This window comes from Arminella tubonensis (genome assembly GCF_003240585.1).
GTDB classification, from domain to species: Bacteria; Pseudomonadota; Alphaproteobacteria; order Rhizobiales; family Rhizobiaceae; genus Rhizobium; species Rhizobium tubonense.
This window is the reverse complement of the sequence record NZ_PCDP01000003.1, coordinates 1-14053: the sequence shown is the minus strand read 5'-3', so window position 1 is coordinate 14053 and position 14053 is coordinate 1. Positions and strand designations below refer to the sequence as shown.

Below are 14053 nucleotides of genomic sequence, written 5' to 3'. Positions count from 1 at the left end.
CTAGCCTATGTCCGGAATAGAGCTGACGAATGTCAGCAAGTCGTTCGGTTCGCTGAAGGTCATACACGGCGTCGATATCGAGATTGCTCAAGGGGAATTCGCGGTTTTCGTTGGCCCCTCGGGCTGCGGAAAGTCGACGTTGCTGCGGATGATCGCCGGGCTGGAGGAAACGACCGATGGCCGCATCGAGATCGAGGGTGCCGATGTCACCCGCACGCAGGCGTCCAAGCGCGGCGTCGCCATGGTGTTCCAGTCCTACGCTCTCTATCCGCATCTGACGGTGTTCGAGAACATGGGCTTCAGCCTGTCGGTTGCCGGACGGCCGAAAGCGGAGATCACCGAAAGGGTCAACGCAGCAGCAGAGATCCTGCGTCTGACGGAATATCTGAAGAGCAAGCCGAGCCAATTGTCCGGCGGGCAACGCCAGCGAGTGGCCATCGGCCGCGCGATCGTCCGCCAACCGAAGGTCTTTCTCTTCGACGAGCCGCTATCGAATCTCGATGCGGAATTGCGTGTCAAAATGCGCATGGAGATCGCAAGACTGCATCGCCAGATCGGCGCGACGATGGTCTATGTCACGCATGACCAGGTGGAGGCGATGACGCTTGCCGACAAGATCATTGTCCTGAAATCAGGCGTGGTCCAGCAGGCGGGCGCCCCGCTCGATCTCTACCGCGATCCGGACAACATGTTCGTCGCCGGCTTCATCGGTTCGCCGGGCATGAATTTCCTCAGTGCAAAAGTGTCAAGCGTCGACGGTTCGCGCGCCACGATCACGCTCGACGATCTGCCGGGCCAATCCATGAATGTCGAACTGCGCGACGGCATGCCGACGGCCGGCGCCAAAATCTTCGTCGGGGTAAGGCCTGAACAGCTTGCGCTCGGAGATCGGGAGGCGCCGATCGCGCTTGAGGTGAGAGCCGAGTTCACCGAGGAGCTGGGCGGCATTGCCTACATGCACGGGGTGACCAATACGGGAACCGAGATGACCGTCGAGTGCCGTGGCGACCGCCGTCCGCGTCCGAAGGAAGCGGTGTTCCTCAATATATCGCCCGAGAACGTACTGCTGTTTGCGGACGATGGCCGCCGTGTCAGATGATATCTAAAATTCGGGTATATACCGTGTATATCGTGTAAAAACTGTTTTGGAAGCAGCATTTGGCGCCGGCTCTTGCGTGACGGCGATAGCAAGGTTTCCCGGCTTGGTGGAGCAGGCCGGTTCATATGGCAATGATGCCCTGTATCGTGGAGGAGACAGACGTGAAGCGATTGTTGAAATTGGCCATGGCGGCCGCTTTGACCATACTGCCGACATCGGCGGCTTTTGCCCAGACGGACATCACCTGGTGGGACTTTCTAAGTGGCGGTGACGGTGTCCGCATGAAGGCGCTGATCCAGAAATTCAACGAGACACATCCCGATATCAAGATCAATGCGACCACGCTTGAATGGGGCGTGCCTTTCTACACCAAGGTTCAGACCGCCACAGCTGTCGGGCAGCAGCCCGATGTCATGACCTACCACATTTCCCGCTATCCGCTGGCCATGCCGACCGGGATATTGCGGCCGTTCACGCCGGAAGAGCTGGCGGCTGCCGGCATATCGAAGGAAAACTATGTCGATGCCGCCTGGAATTCGGCAAGCGCCGACGGCAAGGTCTACGGCATCCCGTTCGACGTTCATTCGATTGTTCTCTACTACAACAAGGACATGCTGAAGGATGCGGGCCTGCTCGGCGATGATGGATTGCCGAAGGGCCTGGATGGGCTCGACAATTTCAACGCGGCGCTCGCCAAGCTGAAGGCGCAGGGCAAGGCGCAATATCCGCTTTCGCTGCACACCGACGAAGGCGGCTCGATGTGGCGGGTGTTCTACACGCTGATTGCCCAGCAGGGCGGAAAATTCATGGACGCTACCGGCATCCTGCCCGGCGACACCGGCCTCAAGGCGTTGCAGACAATGGCCAACTGGGTGCAGTCCGGCTATTCGCCAAAGCTCATTTCCTATCAGGCATCGATTGCGCTGTTCACGTCGGGCAAGGCCGCGATGCACATCAACGGCGTCTGGGAAGTGCCGACGATGATCGATCTTGAGAAAAAGGGCCAGCTCGGGTTCAAATGGGGTGCCATCGAAATTCCGAACCTCATGGGCAAGCAGGCGACGTGGGCGGATTCGCATTCCTTCGCGATCCCGAACAGCACCGTCAAGCCGATCTCCGAGGAAAAGGTCAAAGCGGTCCTCGAGATCATATCCTGGATGAACAAGAACAGCATTTCCTGGGCGGGCGCCGGCCACATCCCGGCCTACAAGCCGGTCACCGACAGCGCCGAGTTCAAGGCATTGCAGCCGAACGCGACCTATTCGAAGCTTGCCGATACCGCCGTCTACGATCCGATCTCTCCGCTTGCCGGCGTTGCCGGGCCGATTTACGAGGCAACGCAGAATTTCGTCGTTCCAGCGCTCAACGGCCAGCTCGATCCCAAGGAGGCGATCGACCAGATGCGCGAAGAGCTCGAGAGCCAGAAGTAATCCCCAAGTCGCCGTAGCCAACCGGGGGCATTCGTCCCCGGTTAGCTGACCCAGTGCCCGGAGGAATATGCCGTGTTTGCAAGCGAAGGACGAAAGAAGGCCCTTACCGTCACCCTGATGATCGCACCTTTCCTGATCATCTATGTCGTCGTATTCGCCTATCCCGTCTACAAGATGTTCGCGCTAAGCTTCACCGACGCGCCATTGATCGGGGAGGGCAAGTGGGTTGGCCTTGCCAACTATGCCAAGCTGATGACCCAGAAGCTGTTTTTCACCTCAGTCTGGAACACCGGCTATTTTGTCGTTCTGACGGTCATCCCGAATACGCTGATCGGGCTTGGGTTGGCGCTGATGGTGGTGCGGCTGAAAGGCTGGCTGCAGAGCCTGGTTCTCGTGTTCTTCTTCCTGCCCTATATCCTGCCCGTTTCCGTCGTCACGCAGATATGGAAATGGGTGCTCGACCAGCAGTTCGGTATCGGCCAGAACCTTATCGAGCGTTTCGCCGGACACCACGTCAGCGTTTTTCACGACCCGACATGGGCAATGCCGATGGTCGCGCTCGTCACCGTCTGGTGGACCAACGGCTTCAATCTTCTGCTGTTCATCGCCGGTCTGCGAAATATCCCGCAGGACTATTATGAGGCAGCGGCGCTCGACGGCGCGACGCGTCTGCAGGCGTTCCGGCGCATCACCTGGCCGCTGATCTGGCCGGTGACCGGTCTGGTGCTGACGCTTCAGCTTATCCTGCAGCTGAAGATCTTCGACCAGATCTATCTGTTGACGCAGGGCGGGCCGTTCAATTCGACCTATGTCCTGCTGCAATTGGTCTATCGCGAGGGCTTCGGATTGAATCATGGCGGCCTTGCCTCGGCGATCGCCGTGGTTCTGTTCGCGATCATCGTGGTCGTTTCGGTGCTGCAGTATCAGTTGCTAAGGGTGAGGGGAGCCAGGTGATGCCGGGACGCTCGATCGGCAATTTGCTGTTGCTGGCGCTAACGCTGTTCATAGCCTGCCTGTGGGCATTCCCGCTCTATTGGGCCATCGTCACCTCGATGAAACCTGAGCAGGACGTGATCACGACCACGACTTTCATTCCGAAGGTGTTTGACTTCTCCGCCTATTATTTCGCAGTGTTCCAGACCAATCTGGGCACATGGTATGTCAACTCTCTGGTGACCTCGGTCAGCATCACCGTGGTTGTCGTCTTCATCAGCATGATGTGCGCCTACGCGTTGTCGCAGATCGTTTTTCCCGGGCGGCAGGCACTCTATTACGTGATCCTGGCAAGCTTCATGGTTCCGTCGCAGGCGCTGATCATTTCGCAGTTCGTGCTGATGAACCAGCTGGGTCTGGTCAATAGCTGGGGTGGGATCATCCTGCCGCAACTGATCGTCCCCGTCGTCGTCATTGTCTACAAGCAGTTCTTCGATTCGGTGCCCAAGGAGTTGCGGGAAGCGGCAAAGCTCGATGGCTGCGGCGAATTCCAGATCCTGTTCCGGCTCTATCTGCCGCTGAACTGGGGGATAACCACTGCGCTTGCGATCATTACATACATCATGGCCTGGAATGCCTTCATGTGGCCGTTCCTGATTTCCAACTCTGAAAGCACGATGACGGTGACCGTTGGCATCACCCAGGTCGACGATGCGTTCGGCATCAAATATGCCCGCGATATGGCGGTTGCGATCCTCGCGGCCATGCCGGTCGCGATAGCCTATCTGCTGTTCCAGAAACGGGTGACGCAGGCACTTATGCTCTCCTCGGGCATCAAGGGATGAGCTGGCGTCGTCACCCGTTGCCGGCCCGCGGCTTCTCTCCCTGGTCGCGGGCCGGGAGCCTTTAAAATTGTAGGAAAACCGGGCGTCGGCGTGATATCAGCCAAGAAGCCGCAATGGTCCGGGGAAATGACGGTTCGACATGGAGACGAAGCTTTTAACAGTCGATCCGGTCAAGGATGCGGAAATCGTCCAGGCGCTCGGTTCCGTGACGCGTATCGAGATCCTCAACCTTCTGCGCACCGCAGGCCCCCTGAACGTCAACGATATCGCCGCGCGTATGAAGATCCCGCAATCGACTGCGGCAACCAATATAAAGTCTCTGGAAAAGGCCGGCCTCATCGAGACCCATACGATGAAAGCAGCAAAGGGCAACCAGAAGATCTGCTCCAGCGTCTACGGCGAGATCCTCATCCGCTTCGACAATCGCAGTACCAGCCTGTCGCAGGATATCGTTACCGTCAGCATGCCGATCGGACTATTTACCGAGTTCGAGGTCGGACCGCCTTGCGGCCTCTGCTCTGTCAACAACGTCATCGGCATGCTCGATGTGCAGGAGGTCTTTCTCGATCCGCAGCGCATGCAAGCAGCACTTCTGTGGTTCACGCGCGGCTATGTCGAATATAAGTTTCCGAACAATGCCAAGGTCAGCGGCCGTCCGATCCGCAAGGTTGAGTTCTCTGCGGAGCTCAGTTCCGAGACACCGGCGACCAATGCCAACTGGCCGTCAGACATCTCGATCTGGGTCAACGGCGCCAAGGCCGGCCACTGGACATCTCCCGGCGATTTCGGCGATCGGCGCGGGATGTATTCCCCAAGCTGGTGGAAGCTCAGCGGATCGCAATACGGCAAGCTCAAGACCTGGACGATCGATCACCAGGGAACCTGGATCGACGGCGGCATGGTGTCGACGCAGACGATCGCTTCGCTCGGGCTGCAGGACCACCATTCGATCCGCTTTCGCATCGGCATCGACGAGCGCGCCGGCAATCCCGGTGGCCTGAATATCTTCGGCAAGGGTTTCGGCGACTTCGATCAGGATATCGTCATGTCGCTGTTCTTCTAGCGCATTTCCGCTTTTCTTCGAATCGCGAAAACGCTTTCTCTTTTTTGTTTCTGCGCAATTCGAGCAAACGCTACGCAGTTTTGCTAAAATTAGCCTAGCTATCGAGCGGCGCAACCGGCTCGCTCTCGAAGCCCGCCTTGTCGAGGGCCTGACGTACCAGCCCCGATGTCTTGGCTTCATTCATGAAGGAGCTGACATAAGCCAGCGCGCGGGGCTTTCGACGTCCGACCGCAATCGCTATTCCGGTCGACTGGAAACCTCCCTTCAGCACGCGGGCGCCGGGCAATCGGGGGAGCAGCGTGATGAAGGCATCGCGAGAAAGCGCCAGCGCGTCGGCCTGGCCGCTCAGCACGAGTTTGACTGCATCGGCGATGGTGTTGACGGCCTGCGGCACCGTCCTGGTCAGGGTGCGCGTGGCGCTTCGGATGGTCGTTGTGTTGGCAACGCCGACGACCCGCACATCTTCGCGGTCCACCTCCGACAGGCTTGTTATTCCCGACGCGGCGGTCACGAGGTATGTGCTCTCGATGATGTAGTAGGCAGGTCCGAAGGCGACCCGCTTGCGCCGTTCGTCGTCCACCGGCATGAAGCTGACATCGATCGCTCCGGCTTCAAGTGCATCGGTGCAGGCGCCCGAGTTCATGAAGCAGCTGATCTCCAGGTGGGCGCCAAGCTCGGAGGCTAGGGCGCGCGCCAGGTCGACGGTGGTGCCGCGATAGGTTCTGCTTTCCTCGTCATAGACGACAAAAAGTGCGGACAGGGCGGGCGCCGCCACAACGCCAACCCGAAGGGCGCCCGTTGGAACAAGTTCGCGCGCGACGTCTTCACTATACTGCATCTTCTTGCCTCATCCCTTTTCGGCAGCCAGAACATCGGGCGGCGTCCAGCCGCGCTCAGTCTTGTCGTACAGCGCGCTGCGGTCTCCGAGCATCGCGGCTTCCAGCAGGTCGTTGATCTCCTTGGCCTTCGCGATGTATTCCGCATTGTTGAAGACGGGAACATCTTCCTTCCACAAGGGTGCGAGTTGTCGCAGTCCCGCCCTGTCCTGCCTGACGAACACCGCCTTGCTCTTCTCGACCTCGTATGGATGCATGCCGAGCGCCGTCAAAGCATAGCCGGCCGCGCGCACCGAGCTGTCGAAGACCTCACGCACGATGTCGTCGGCACCGGCTTGATAAAGGCGGTAGACGTGATTGCGATCGAAGGCCCGGGCGATGATGTGCAGGTCCGGATTCTCGCGGCGCGCGTGCCTGACGATTTCCACTGAGCGGTCGGTATCGTCGATCGCCACAACCAGAAGCTTCGCCTCGGCAAGACCGGCCGAATGCAGAAGATCGGGCCTGCCTGCGTCGCCGAAGAAGGATCTGACACCGAACTTGCGCAAGCCCTCCACCACATCGGCCTGATAGTCGAGAACAATGGTCTTGTGGCCGTTGGCGAGAAGAACGCGATTGATGATCTGCCCAAACCGCCCGAGGCCGGCGATGATGACCATTGCCGGCTCAGCAATGTCGTCGGCCTCTTCGGCCTGCTGCCGATCGAACCGCGGCATGATAACCTTGTCGAGGACGATGAACAGGGCGGGCGTCAGCATCATCGAAAGCGCGACGACGAGCAAAAGGATTGCTGCGAGTTCCTGAGGAAGGACGGCATTTTGTACCGTGAAGGAAAGCAGAACAAAGCCGAATTCACCCGCCTGAGCAAGGCCAAGCGCAAACAGCCATTTGTCGGAGCCACGCAGCCTGAACAGATGGGCGAGTACCAGGAGAACCGCGACCTTCACCGCCATCAGGCAGAGTGTCAGCGCGACGACAAGCGCAAGGTTTGCCCAAAGCAGTGCGAAATTGATGCTTGCGCCGACGGTGATAAAGAACAGGCCAAGCAATAGTCCCTTGAAGGGCTCGATGTCGCTTTCAAGTTCGTGGCGAAACTCGCTGTTTGCCAACACGACGCCTGCGAGGAAGGTGCCGAGAGCCGGCGAAAGGCCAACCAGCGTCATCAACAGGGCGATGGCGATCACCAGCAAAAGTGCGGCTGCCGTGAAAATCTCACGCAGCTTGGAGGCGGCGATGACCCGGAAGATAGGCCGCGATAGGTAATGGCCGGCGACCACGACGAAGGAGACCGCCGCGATCGTGATGATTGTGATCTGCCAACCGGGCAGGCCCTCCAGCAGTCGGGCTGTTTCATGGCCACCGGCAGTGCCTGGCGCACTCTGCAAAAGATGGCTGAGTTCGGGCAGTGCCAATAGCGGGATCAACGCCAGCATCGGAATGACGGCGATATCCTGGAACAATAGGACCGAGAAGCTCGACTGTCCGCCATCCGACTTCAGCAGCCCTTTTTCGCCGAGCGTCTGGAGGACGATGGCCGTGGACGATAGAGAGAAAATGAAGCCGACCGTCAGCGACACGCTCCAGGCTTGGCCGAGCATCATGCTGATTGCCATGACGAGCGCTGCCGTCGCGACAATCTGCAAGCCACCGAGCCCCAAGAGCTTGGCGCGCATCTCCCAAAGCGCGCGGGGCTGCAATTCCAGGCCGACGAGAAACAGCATCATCACGACGCCGAACTCGGCAAAGTGCTGCAGGTCCTCGGTCTCATTGCCGACAAGGTGTAACACCGGGCCGATGAGAACGCCGGCAATGAGATAGCCGAGGACCGATCCGAGGCCGAGCCGCTTGGCAACGAGCACCGAGACGACAGCCGCAAGGAGATAGACGAAAGCCTGGAAGACAAATCCGTTCATCGCTCATCCCCCTGATGAATAGGCAGATTCTGATGATCGAGCAGCTCGGCCTGACGCGCTCTTTCGAGATGAAAGCGATCATCGCGCAGCGCCTCCAGCAAAGTGCGATAGGCCGCGAGATGATGCTCCGCCCGTCCATCGGTATTGGAGTCGTGCGCGGAGAAAAGCACCATGGGTGGTATGTAGCGCATGTGGCAAAGATTCGCCGTCTGCTCCAGCGGCGATAGCAACGTGCGCAGTGTGAAATTGTTTCGGCCGGCCACTCCATAGGCATCCTGCGGGCCGCCCGCCGTGACGACGGGAAAGAATATCTTGTCTTTTAGCTTGTCGCCATTGTGGCCATAGGCGAAGCCGTATTCGAGAACCAGATCTTCCCACTCTTTCATAAGCGAGGGCGTCGAATACCAGTATATCGGGAACTGAAACACGATCGCGTCATGTTCCAGCAAACGCGCCTGCTCGAGATCGATGTCGATATTGAAGGTCGGGTATTCGGCGTAGAGGTCGACGAAGGTGACCCCATCCACCGATTTCGCGACCTTGGCCATTGCCACATTCACCCTGGAATGGCGCTGGCCGGGATGTATAAACAGAACAAGTACTCGCGCCATGGAACCTCGGCCAATATCGGGAAGAAGCGACAAACTGTTGTCGTTTCGCCTGCCGCGTCAAGTCACTGTCGCCGTTCGAGGGAGTATTATCCAAGCCTGATGCTCGGCGTCCCGTCGAGCCATCCGATCCAGCGCCACCAAGACGTCGGTTCGGCATCCTTGAAAATCCAATACGGACGTCCATATAGGAATGATCAAGGCGCCTTAGTGAGGGACTAGGATATGGCAAAGCCATCCCATAGGGAAAAGATTTTGACGGAGGGCCTGCGCGTCGTTCACGCGCATGGCTTCGCGAACGCCTCCGTTCGCGACATCGTTCAGGCTGCTGGCGTTCCTCAAGGCTCGTTCACCAATCATTTTGTCTCCAAGGAGGCGTTTGGCCTGGAAGTGATTGATCTCTATTTCTCAAGGAGCGATGCGGTCATCCGTAACACGCTGAGAAACGATGCGCTTCCGCCGCTTCAGAGGCTCGCAGACTATATAGAGACAAGCAGAAATCGCCTGAACCAGGACAATATGCGCAACGGTTGCATGCTCGGCAACTTCACAGCCGAGGCGACCGACCACAGCGAGCCGATCAGAGACAAGCTGCTGAGGATATTCGACAACATTCGCGATGCGATAACCTATTGCCTCGAGGCTGCGGTGAAAGCCGGCGAATTGCGCGCGGATTTCGAGTGTGAGGAAGTCGCCGCCTTCATCGTCTCGTCGCTGCAGGGTGCAAACCTTTTGGCGAAGGCCGAGCGCAACCCTGCACCGGTGGATCGTTTCAAACGAATTCTGTTTACAACGATCCTGCGCTGACCGGTTTTTAAGAGCGGCGGTATGCGGCCGGCGCTTCCCCCTTGTCTCTATAGACATCACCAACGTCAAAAGCGGCGTGAAAGCATGATCATGAAAACCTCTTCGTTCACACTCGGCCGTCGCGCCAGCTTCTGGGTTTCGGCGGCGGTCGTCGCGCATACTCTCTGGACGAGTGCGGCTCCGGCGATGACCTATCCGCTCTATGCCGCGGAATGGGGCCTGACGCCAACGGTCACCACCGCCATCTTCGCGATCTATCCCATCGTCGTCGTCATGGTGCTACTCGGCTTTGGCGATCTCTCGGATTATATCGGCCGCCGGACCACCATGTTGCTTGGGCTTTCGGGATCGCTGCTCGGCGTGCTGCTTTTCGCCATCGCGCCGAGCATCCTTTGGGTCTTCATCGGCCGGGCGTTCATGGGCCTCGGGGTCGGGCTTTCGGCCAGCCCCTCCGCCGCAGCCGTTGTCGAATTTAGCGCGGCGGGCCAGTCGCAGCGCGCCGGCGCCGTCACCACGGCGGCGCAGGCATTGGGCCTGATGTGCGCGGCGCTCGTCGGCGGCGGGCTTATCGAATACGCGCCTTTCCCGACCCGCCTGAATTTCTGGTTTCTCCTGTTCGTGCTGACTGCCATCTTTGCAGCGACCTGGTTCCTACCGCGGCATACCTCGGCAGAAGCGCGCGGTCGTTGGAGGCCGAAAGCAATCGTCGTCCCCAAGGGCATCCGGGACATCTTTTCTTCCGCGACCATTGCGGTGACGGCATCCTATGCGCTGGGTGCGGTGGTCCTGTCACTTGGCGCCCAGATCGCCCATGACCTCATCGGTTCGTCCAATTCGCTGATAAACGGCGCAACCATCGCTCTCTTTGCAGTCGTTGCCGGCGCGGCCACGATACCGGCGCGACGCTTGGCATCGACGACGGCGATCCTCGTCGGTGGCACCGCATCGGCCGTCGCCGTGGCGCTTCTCGCGCTGTCGGCGGCCGAGCACGCCCTGCCGATATTCATCGCCGCCGCAGCCACTGCGGGCATGGGCTACAGCCTACTGTTTTCTGGAGGCCTGAACCTTCTAAGCGCCAACGCCCCAGCCCATCACCGGGGCGGGACGCTTTCAGCGCTGTTTCTCGTCGCCTATCTGACCCAGGGCATCGTCGCTCTCGCGCTCGGCACAATCGCCACGGCGCGCGGCCTCGCCTTTGCCATCGACATTGGCGCGATGGCCATTGCAGCCTTGAGTATCGCCGCGGTTCTGCTCGCCTTTCGCATCGGCAAATCGCTCCCATCCCTTCAATCATCAGTTGGAAAGAGCTCATGAGCGCCTTGTTTTCTCCGATCTCACTTCGCGGGCTGTCTGTCCCCAACCGCATCGTCGTTTCGCCGATGTGTCAGTATGTTGCCGACCACGGAAAGGCGACGGCATGGCATCTGGTCCATCTCGGTGGCCTCGCCCTGTCGGGCGCGGGCATACTGTTCATCGAGGCGACGGCGGTTGAACCCGCCGGCAGGATTACCCACGGCGATCTCGGGCTTTGGGACGACGAAACCGAGGCGGCGCTGAAACCGGTGCTTGCGGGCGTGCGCCAGGTATCCAAAACGCCTGTCGTGATGCAGCTTGCCCATGCCGGACGAAAGGCATCGAGCCATGTTCCATGGGAGGGCGGGCACGCGATCCCGCTTTCCGAAGGCGGCTGGGAAACCTTTGCTCCGTCGGCCGTACCGCAGAACGAAGGAGACCAGCCACCGCTTGCTCTCGATACGTCGGGTCTTGCCCGTATCCGCAGCGCGTTTGTCGCAGCCGCGAAACGTGCGGAGCACCTCGGCCTCGATGGTCTCGAGGTCCACGCCGCGCATGGCTATCTGCTGCACGAATTTCTGTCGCCGATCTCCAATCATCGTACCGATGAATATGGTGGGTCACTGGAAAACCGCATGCGGTTTCCGCTTGAGGTCTTCGATGCCGTGCGGGCGGTCTTCCCGGCGGACAAACCCCTCGGCGTCAGGGTTTCTGCGGCTGATTGGATCGAGGGCGGCTGGGACATCGGCCAGACCATCGCCTTCGCCCAGGAATTGAAAGCCCGGGGCGTCGATTGGATCGATACGTCATCGGCGGGCATCTCGCCATTGCAGAAGATCGCAGCCGGCCCCGGCTACCAGGTTCCGTTTGCCGAAGCCATCAAGAAGGCAACGGGCCTTCCCACCATTGCCGTCGGGTTGATCACCGAAGCCAGACAGGCCGAAGAGATCATCGCCGGCGGAAAGGCCGACTTCATAGCTGTTGCTCGCGGTGTCCTTTACGATCCGCGCTGGGGCTGGCACGCCGCTGCCGAACTCGGTGCAACGGTGGATGCGCCGCCCTCCTATTGGCGCGCGCCGCCGCGCGAGCATGCCAATCTCTTTCGTACGTCTTAAGCAAATCGCGAGCATTGCGGCCGCAATGCGGCGGTCCCACTTCTAGCTTTCAACCGTTCGCAATCGAGGAAGCAGCGCTATGACGGAAAAGACGATCAAGATTCCAGGCCCCGACCATCCGATCACCATCAGCCACGCCGCATCGCACATCGTGGTGTCTGCCGGCGGGCGGGTGGTTGCCGATAGTCGCAACGCCCTGTCTCTCCAGGAGGCGGGCCATCCCGCCGTGCTCTATATTCCGCGCGCGGATGTCGATTTGTCCCAGCTTTCGCGCACCGATCACCGCACCTATTGCCCATACAAGGGCGATTGCTCCTACTACAGCATCCCGGCTGGTGGCGAACGCTCGCAAAATGCCATCTGGACCTACGAAAGCCCCTATGATGCGGTGGCCGAGATCAAGGATCACATGGCCTTTTATCCCAATCGTGTCGACAGCATCGAGGTCACCGCCACAGCCTGACCATTTTTGTCGCCCACGAAGCAGAAAGTGTCCGCTCGCATGAGGCTGTTTTGAGGCGACGTGCTGTTGCGCGAGCACTGAGGACATAGCATTGATGCTTCATCCAGATCTGCTCGTGATCTAATCAGGGAACCATCATGATCCACGTCCTCGCCATCATCACCGCCGTCCCCGGCAAGCGCGGTGCTCTGCTCCAGGCCTTCAAGCGTATCGTCCCGACTGTGAAGGCAGAAGCGGGCTGTATCGAGTACGCCCCCGTCATCGACGTCGAGGGAGCAGACCCGGCCTATGGCCCGGATACGTTCGTCGTCGTCGAAAAATGGGAAAGCATGGCGGCGTTGAAGGCCCATGGCGCCGCTCCGCACATGGCAGCCTATTCGGCAGAGACCAAAGATCTTCTCGCCTCTGCCGCTGTTCACGTCCTCGCCGCAGCCTGAGATCGCCCTTGCTCAGCGTCTTCAGCGAGCGGCCGGGCGGCTGTTCACATAGATGGCGTAGAGCGAGGTCGTCGCTGTGATGTAGAGCCGGTTGCGTCGCGGCCCGCCGAAGGTCAGGTTGGAGACGCCTTCCGGCACCAATATCCGGCCGATCAGCACGCCGTCGGGGGCATAGACGCGAACGGAATCGCCGCTCGAGGTGAAGATGTTGCCGTGGCGATCAACCCGAAAGCCGTCGAAGAGACCGCAATCGCAGGTGGCGAACAGGCTGCCCTCTCCAAGGCTCCGACCATCCTCAGTGACGGGGTAGGCGCGGATCGTACCTGCCAATCCAGGCACGTGGGTCGCACCCGTATCCGAGACGTAAAGCGTTTGCTCATCATTGGAAAAGGCAAGGCCGTTCGGTTTCACCAGGTCACTTGCCACCAGCGACAAGGCACCAGCGGCCGGGTCGATCCGGTAGACGTTGGATGCGCCGACCTCAGACGCTGCCGCGTAGCCTTCGTAGTCGCTGTCGATGCCGTACGTCGGATCGGAAAACCAGATTGATCCATCGGATTTGACAACGACGTCGTTGGGTGAGTTCAGGCGCTTGCCTTCGAAACGATCGGCAAGCGTTCGCCATTCTCCGTCATGATCAAGTCTGCTCACCCGCCGCCCGCTGTGTTCGCAGGCGATGATCCTACCCTCGAAATCGAGCGTGTGGCCGTTGTGATGCCCGCAGGGGGTCTGGAACAGGTTGGCGACCTCGCTGACTTCGTCATAGCGCATGAGCCGGTCGTTCGGAATGTCCGACCAGACAAGATGGCGCGCCGCGGGAACGTAGACGGGTCCCTCCGTCCAGCGCCCGCCGGTCCACAACAGCTCGAGCTTGGCCGATCCATTGATCAACGCCGAAAAACGCGGATCGAGGATTTCATAGTGGCTCATAGATATTTCCTCTCTTCACCCGTCATCCCGCGGGCGGAAACCAGCCTATGAGATCGAACCGATTCTATAAAGAGCCTATAACGTGGCGGCCGACCTCGCCGCCTGTTCGTAATAGCCGGACAGCGCTCTCAGGTGCGAGGCGATGTCGGAGAGGTCGCCCTGGGAGAGACCCGAGACCTTCGTTGCCTCCACCAGAAGGCGCTCGCGGATTTCGGAGTAGCGCTTTAGCGCCTCAAGACCCCTGTCGGTGGTCTGGATCATCTTTTCCTTGCCCGACTTGC

The 14053-nt window shown here is 59.7% G+C and carries 14 protein-coding genes and 1 pseudogene; 10 read left to right on the top strand and 5 right to left on the bottom strand.

Going from position 1 to position 14053, the window contains the following annotated elements:
• Window positions 1-7: 7 nt before the first annotated feature.
• The 5 genes from CPY51_RS04160 to CPY51_RS04140 all read left to right on the top strand — a co-directional run bounded on the left by CPY51_RS04160 (window position 8) and on the right by CPY51_RS04140 (window position 5370).
• Entirely contained in the window at window positions 8-1099 is a 1092-nt protein-coding gene (locus CPY51_RS04160; protein ID WP_111158787.1) for an ABC transporter ATP-binding protein, read from the top strand.
• A gap of 161 nt (window positions 1100-1260) precedes the next feature.
• A complete protein-coding gene (locus CPY51_RS04155; protein ID WP_111158905.1) occupies window positions 1261-2529 on the top strand; it encodes an ABC transporter substrate-binding protein in 1269 nt (422 codons plus the stop codon).
• 117 nt (window positions 2530-2646) lie between these two features.
• A complete protein-coding gene (locus tag CPY51_RS04150) occupies window positions 2647-3483 on the top strand; it encodes a carbohydrate ABC transporter permease (protein ID WP_111158904.1) in 837 nt (278 codons plus the stop codon).
• On the top strand, window positions 3483-4307 hold the full coding sequence (locus CPY51_RS04145) for a carbohydrate ABC transporter permease (protein WP_111158786.1): 825 nt from the start codon (window positions 3483-3485) through the stop codon (window positions 4305-4307). Before CPY51_RS04150 ends, CPY51_RS04145 begins: the two co-directional genes overlap by 1 nt.
• A gap of 139 nt (window positions 4308-4446) precedes the next feature.
• Entirely contained in the window at window positions 4447-5370 is a 924-nt protein-coding gene (locus CPY51_RS04140) for an ArsR/SmtB family transcription factor (RefSeq protein WP_111158785.1), read from the top strand.
• Window positions 5371-5464: 94 nt separating this feature from the next.
• On the opposite strand, the gene CPY51_RS04135 is transcribed toward CPY51_RS04140, so the two are convergent.
• The 3 genes from CPY51_RS04135 to CPY51_RS04125 are packed head-to-tail and all read right to left on the bottom strand — an operon-like array spanning window position 5465 to window position 8730.
• On the bottom strand, window positions 5465-6208 hold the full coding sequence (locus CPY51_RS04135) for a transporter substrate-binding domain-containing protein (protein WP_111158784.1): 744 nt from the start codon (window positions 6206-6208) through the stop codon (window positions 5465-5467).
• Between the two features lie 9 nt (window positions 6209-6217).
• On the bottom strand, window positions 6218-8119 hold the full coding sequence (locus tag CPY51_RS04130) for a monovalent cation:proton antiporter-2 (CPA2) family protein (RefSeq protein ID WP_111158783.1): 1902 nt from the start codon (window positions 8117-8119) through the stop codon (window positions 6218-6220).
• Complete coding sequence (locus tag CPY51_RS04125) at window positions 8116-8730, bottom strand: NAD(P)H-dependent oxidoreductase (protein WP_111158782.1); 615 nt, start codon at window positions 8728-8730, stop codon at window positions 8116-8118. Before CPY51_RS04125 ends, CPY51_RS04130 begins: the two co-directional genes overlap by 4 nt.
• Before the next feature lie 222 nt (window positions 8731-8952).
• Between CPY51_RS04125 and CPY51_RS04120 the strand changes: the two genes are divergently transcribed.
• The 5 genes from CPY51_RS04120 to CPY51_RS04100 all read left to right on the top strand — a co-directional run bounded on the left by CPY51_RS04120 (window position 8953) and on the right by CPY51_RS04100 (window position 12842).
• Window positions 8953-9534 carry a TetR/AcrR family transcriptional regulator gene (locus CPY51_RS04120; RefSeq protein ID WP_111158781.1) on the top strand — a complete coding sequence of 194 codons (582 nt, stop codon included), beginning with the start codon at window positions 8953-8955 and terminating at the stop codon, window positions 9532-9534.
• A 90-nt stretch (window positions 9535-9624) separates the two neighbouring features.
• Window positions 9625-10848: an MFS transporter gene (locus tag CPY51_RS04115; RefSeq protein ID WP_195909420.1), complete on the top strand. Its 1224-nt coding sequence runs from the start codon at window positions 9625-9627 to the stop codon at window positions 10846-10848.
• Window positions 10845-11942: an NADH:flavin oxidoreductase/NADH oxidase gene (locus CPY51_RS04110; protein WP_111158779.1), complete on the top strand. Its 1098-nt coding sequence runs from the start codon at window positions 10845-10847 to the stop codon at window positions 11940-11942. Before CPY51_RS04115 ends, CPY51_RS04110 begins: the two co-directional genes overlap by 4 nt.
• A 79-nt stretch (window positions 11943-12021) precedes the next feature.
• A complete protein-coding gene (locus tag CPY51_RS04105; protein ID WP_111158778.1) occupies window positions 12022-12405 on the top strand; it encodes a DUF427 domain-containing protein in 384 nt (127 codons plus the stop codon).
• Between the two features lie 137 nt (window positions 12406-12542).
• Entirely contained in the window at window positions 12543-12842 is a 300-nt protein-coding gene (locus CPY51_RS04100; RefSeq protein ID WP_111158777.1) for a putative quinol monooxygenase, read from the top strand.
• A 21-nt stretch (window positions 12843-12863) separates the two neighbouring features.
• Here the strand turns inward: CPY51_RS04100 and CPY51_RS04095 are convergent, their stop codons facing one another.
• Both CPY51_RS04095 and CPY51_RS04090 read right to left on the bottom strand, forming a co-directional pair.
• Window positions 12864-13772 (bottom strand): SMP-30/gluconolactonase/LRE family protein, encoded by a 909-nt coding sequence (locus CPY51_RS04095; RefSeq protein WP_111158776.1) that lies wholly within the window; start codon window positions 13770-13772, stop codon window positions 12864-12866.
• 75 nt (window positions 13773-13847) lie between these two features.
• Window positions 13848-14053, bottom strand: a pseudogene (locus tag CPY51_RS04090) (winged helix DNA-binding protein); the annotation flags it as partial.

What these genes read in the sequence shown, in the direction of transcription:
- CPY51_RS04160 (WP_111158787.1), top strand. Translation starts at nt 8, where the DNA reads ATGTCCGGAATAGAGCTGACGAATGTCAGCAAGTCGTTCGGTTCGCTG.
- CPY51_RS04150 (WP_111158904.1), top strand. Translation starts at nt 2,647, where the DNA reads ATGATCGCACCTTTCCTGATCATCTATGTCGTCGTATTCGCCTATCCC.
- CPY51_RS04145 (WP_111158786.1), top strand. Translation starts at nt 3,483, where the DNA reads ATGCCGGGACGCTCGATCGGCAATTTGCTGTTGCTGGCGCTAACGCTG.
- CPY51_RS04140 (WP_111158785.1), top strand. Translation starts at nt 4,447, where the DNA reads ATGGAGACGAAGCTTTTAACAGTCGATCCGGTCAAGGATGCGGAAATC.
- CPY51_RS04135 (WP_111158784.1), bottom strand. Translation starts at nt 6,208, where the DNA reads ATGCAGTATAGTGAAGACGTCGCGCGCGAACTTGTTCCAACGGGCGCC.
- CPY51_RS04130 (WP_111158783.1), bottom strand. Translation starts at nt 8,119, where the DNA reads ATGAACGGATTTGTCTTCCAGGCTTTCGTCTATCTCCTTGCGGCTGTC.
- CPY51_RS04125 (WP_111158782.1), bottom strand. Translation starts at nt 8,730, where the DNA reads ATGGCGCGAGTACTTGTTCTGTTTATACATCCCGGCCAGCGCCATTCC.
- CPY51_RS04120 (WP_111158781.1), top strand. Translation starts at nt 8,953, where the DNA reads ATGGCAAAGCCATCCCATAGGGAAAAGATTTTGACGGAGGGCCTGCGC.
- CPY51_RS04115 (WP_195909420.1), top strand. Translation starts at nt 9,625, where the DNA reads ATGAAAACCTCTTCGTTCACACTCGGCCGTCGCGCCAGCTTCTGGGTT.
- CPY51_RS04110 (WP_111158779.1), top strand. Translation starts at nt 10,845, where the DNA reads ATGAGCGCCTTGTTTTCTCCGATCTCACTTCGCGGGCTGTCTGTCCCC.
- CPY51_RS04105 (WP_111158778.1), top strand. Translation starts at nt 12,022, where the DNA reads ATGACGGAAAAGACGATCAAGATTCCAGGCCCCGACCATCCGATCACC.
- CPY51_RS04100 (WP_111158777.1), top strand. Translation starts at nt 12,543, where the DNA reads ATGATCCACGTCCTCGCCATCATCACCGCCGTCCCCGGCAAGCGCGGT.
- CPY51_RS04095 (WP_111158776.1), bottom strand. Translation starts at nt 13,772, where the DNA reads ATGAGCCACTATGAAATCCTCGATCCGCGTTTTTCGGCGTTGATCAAT.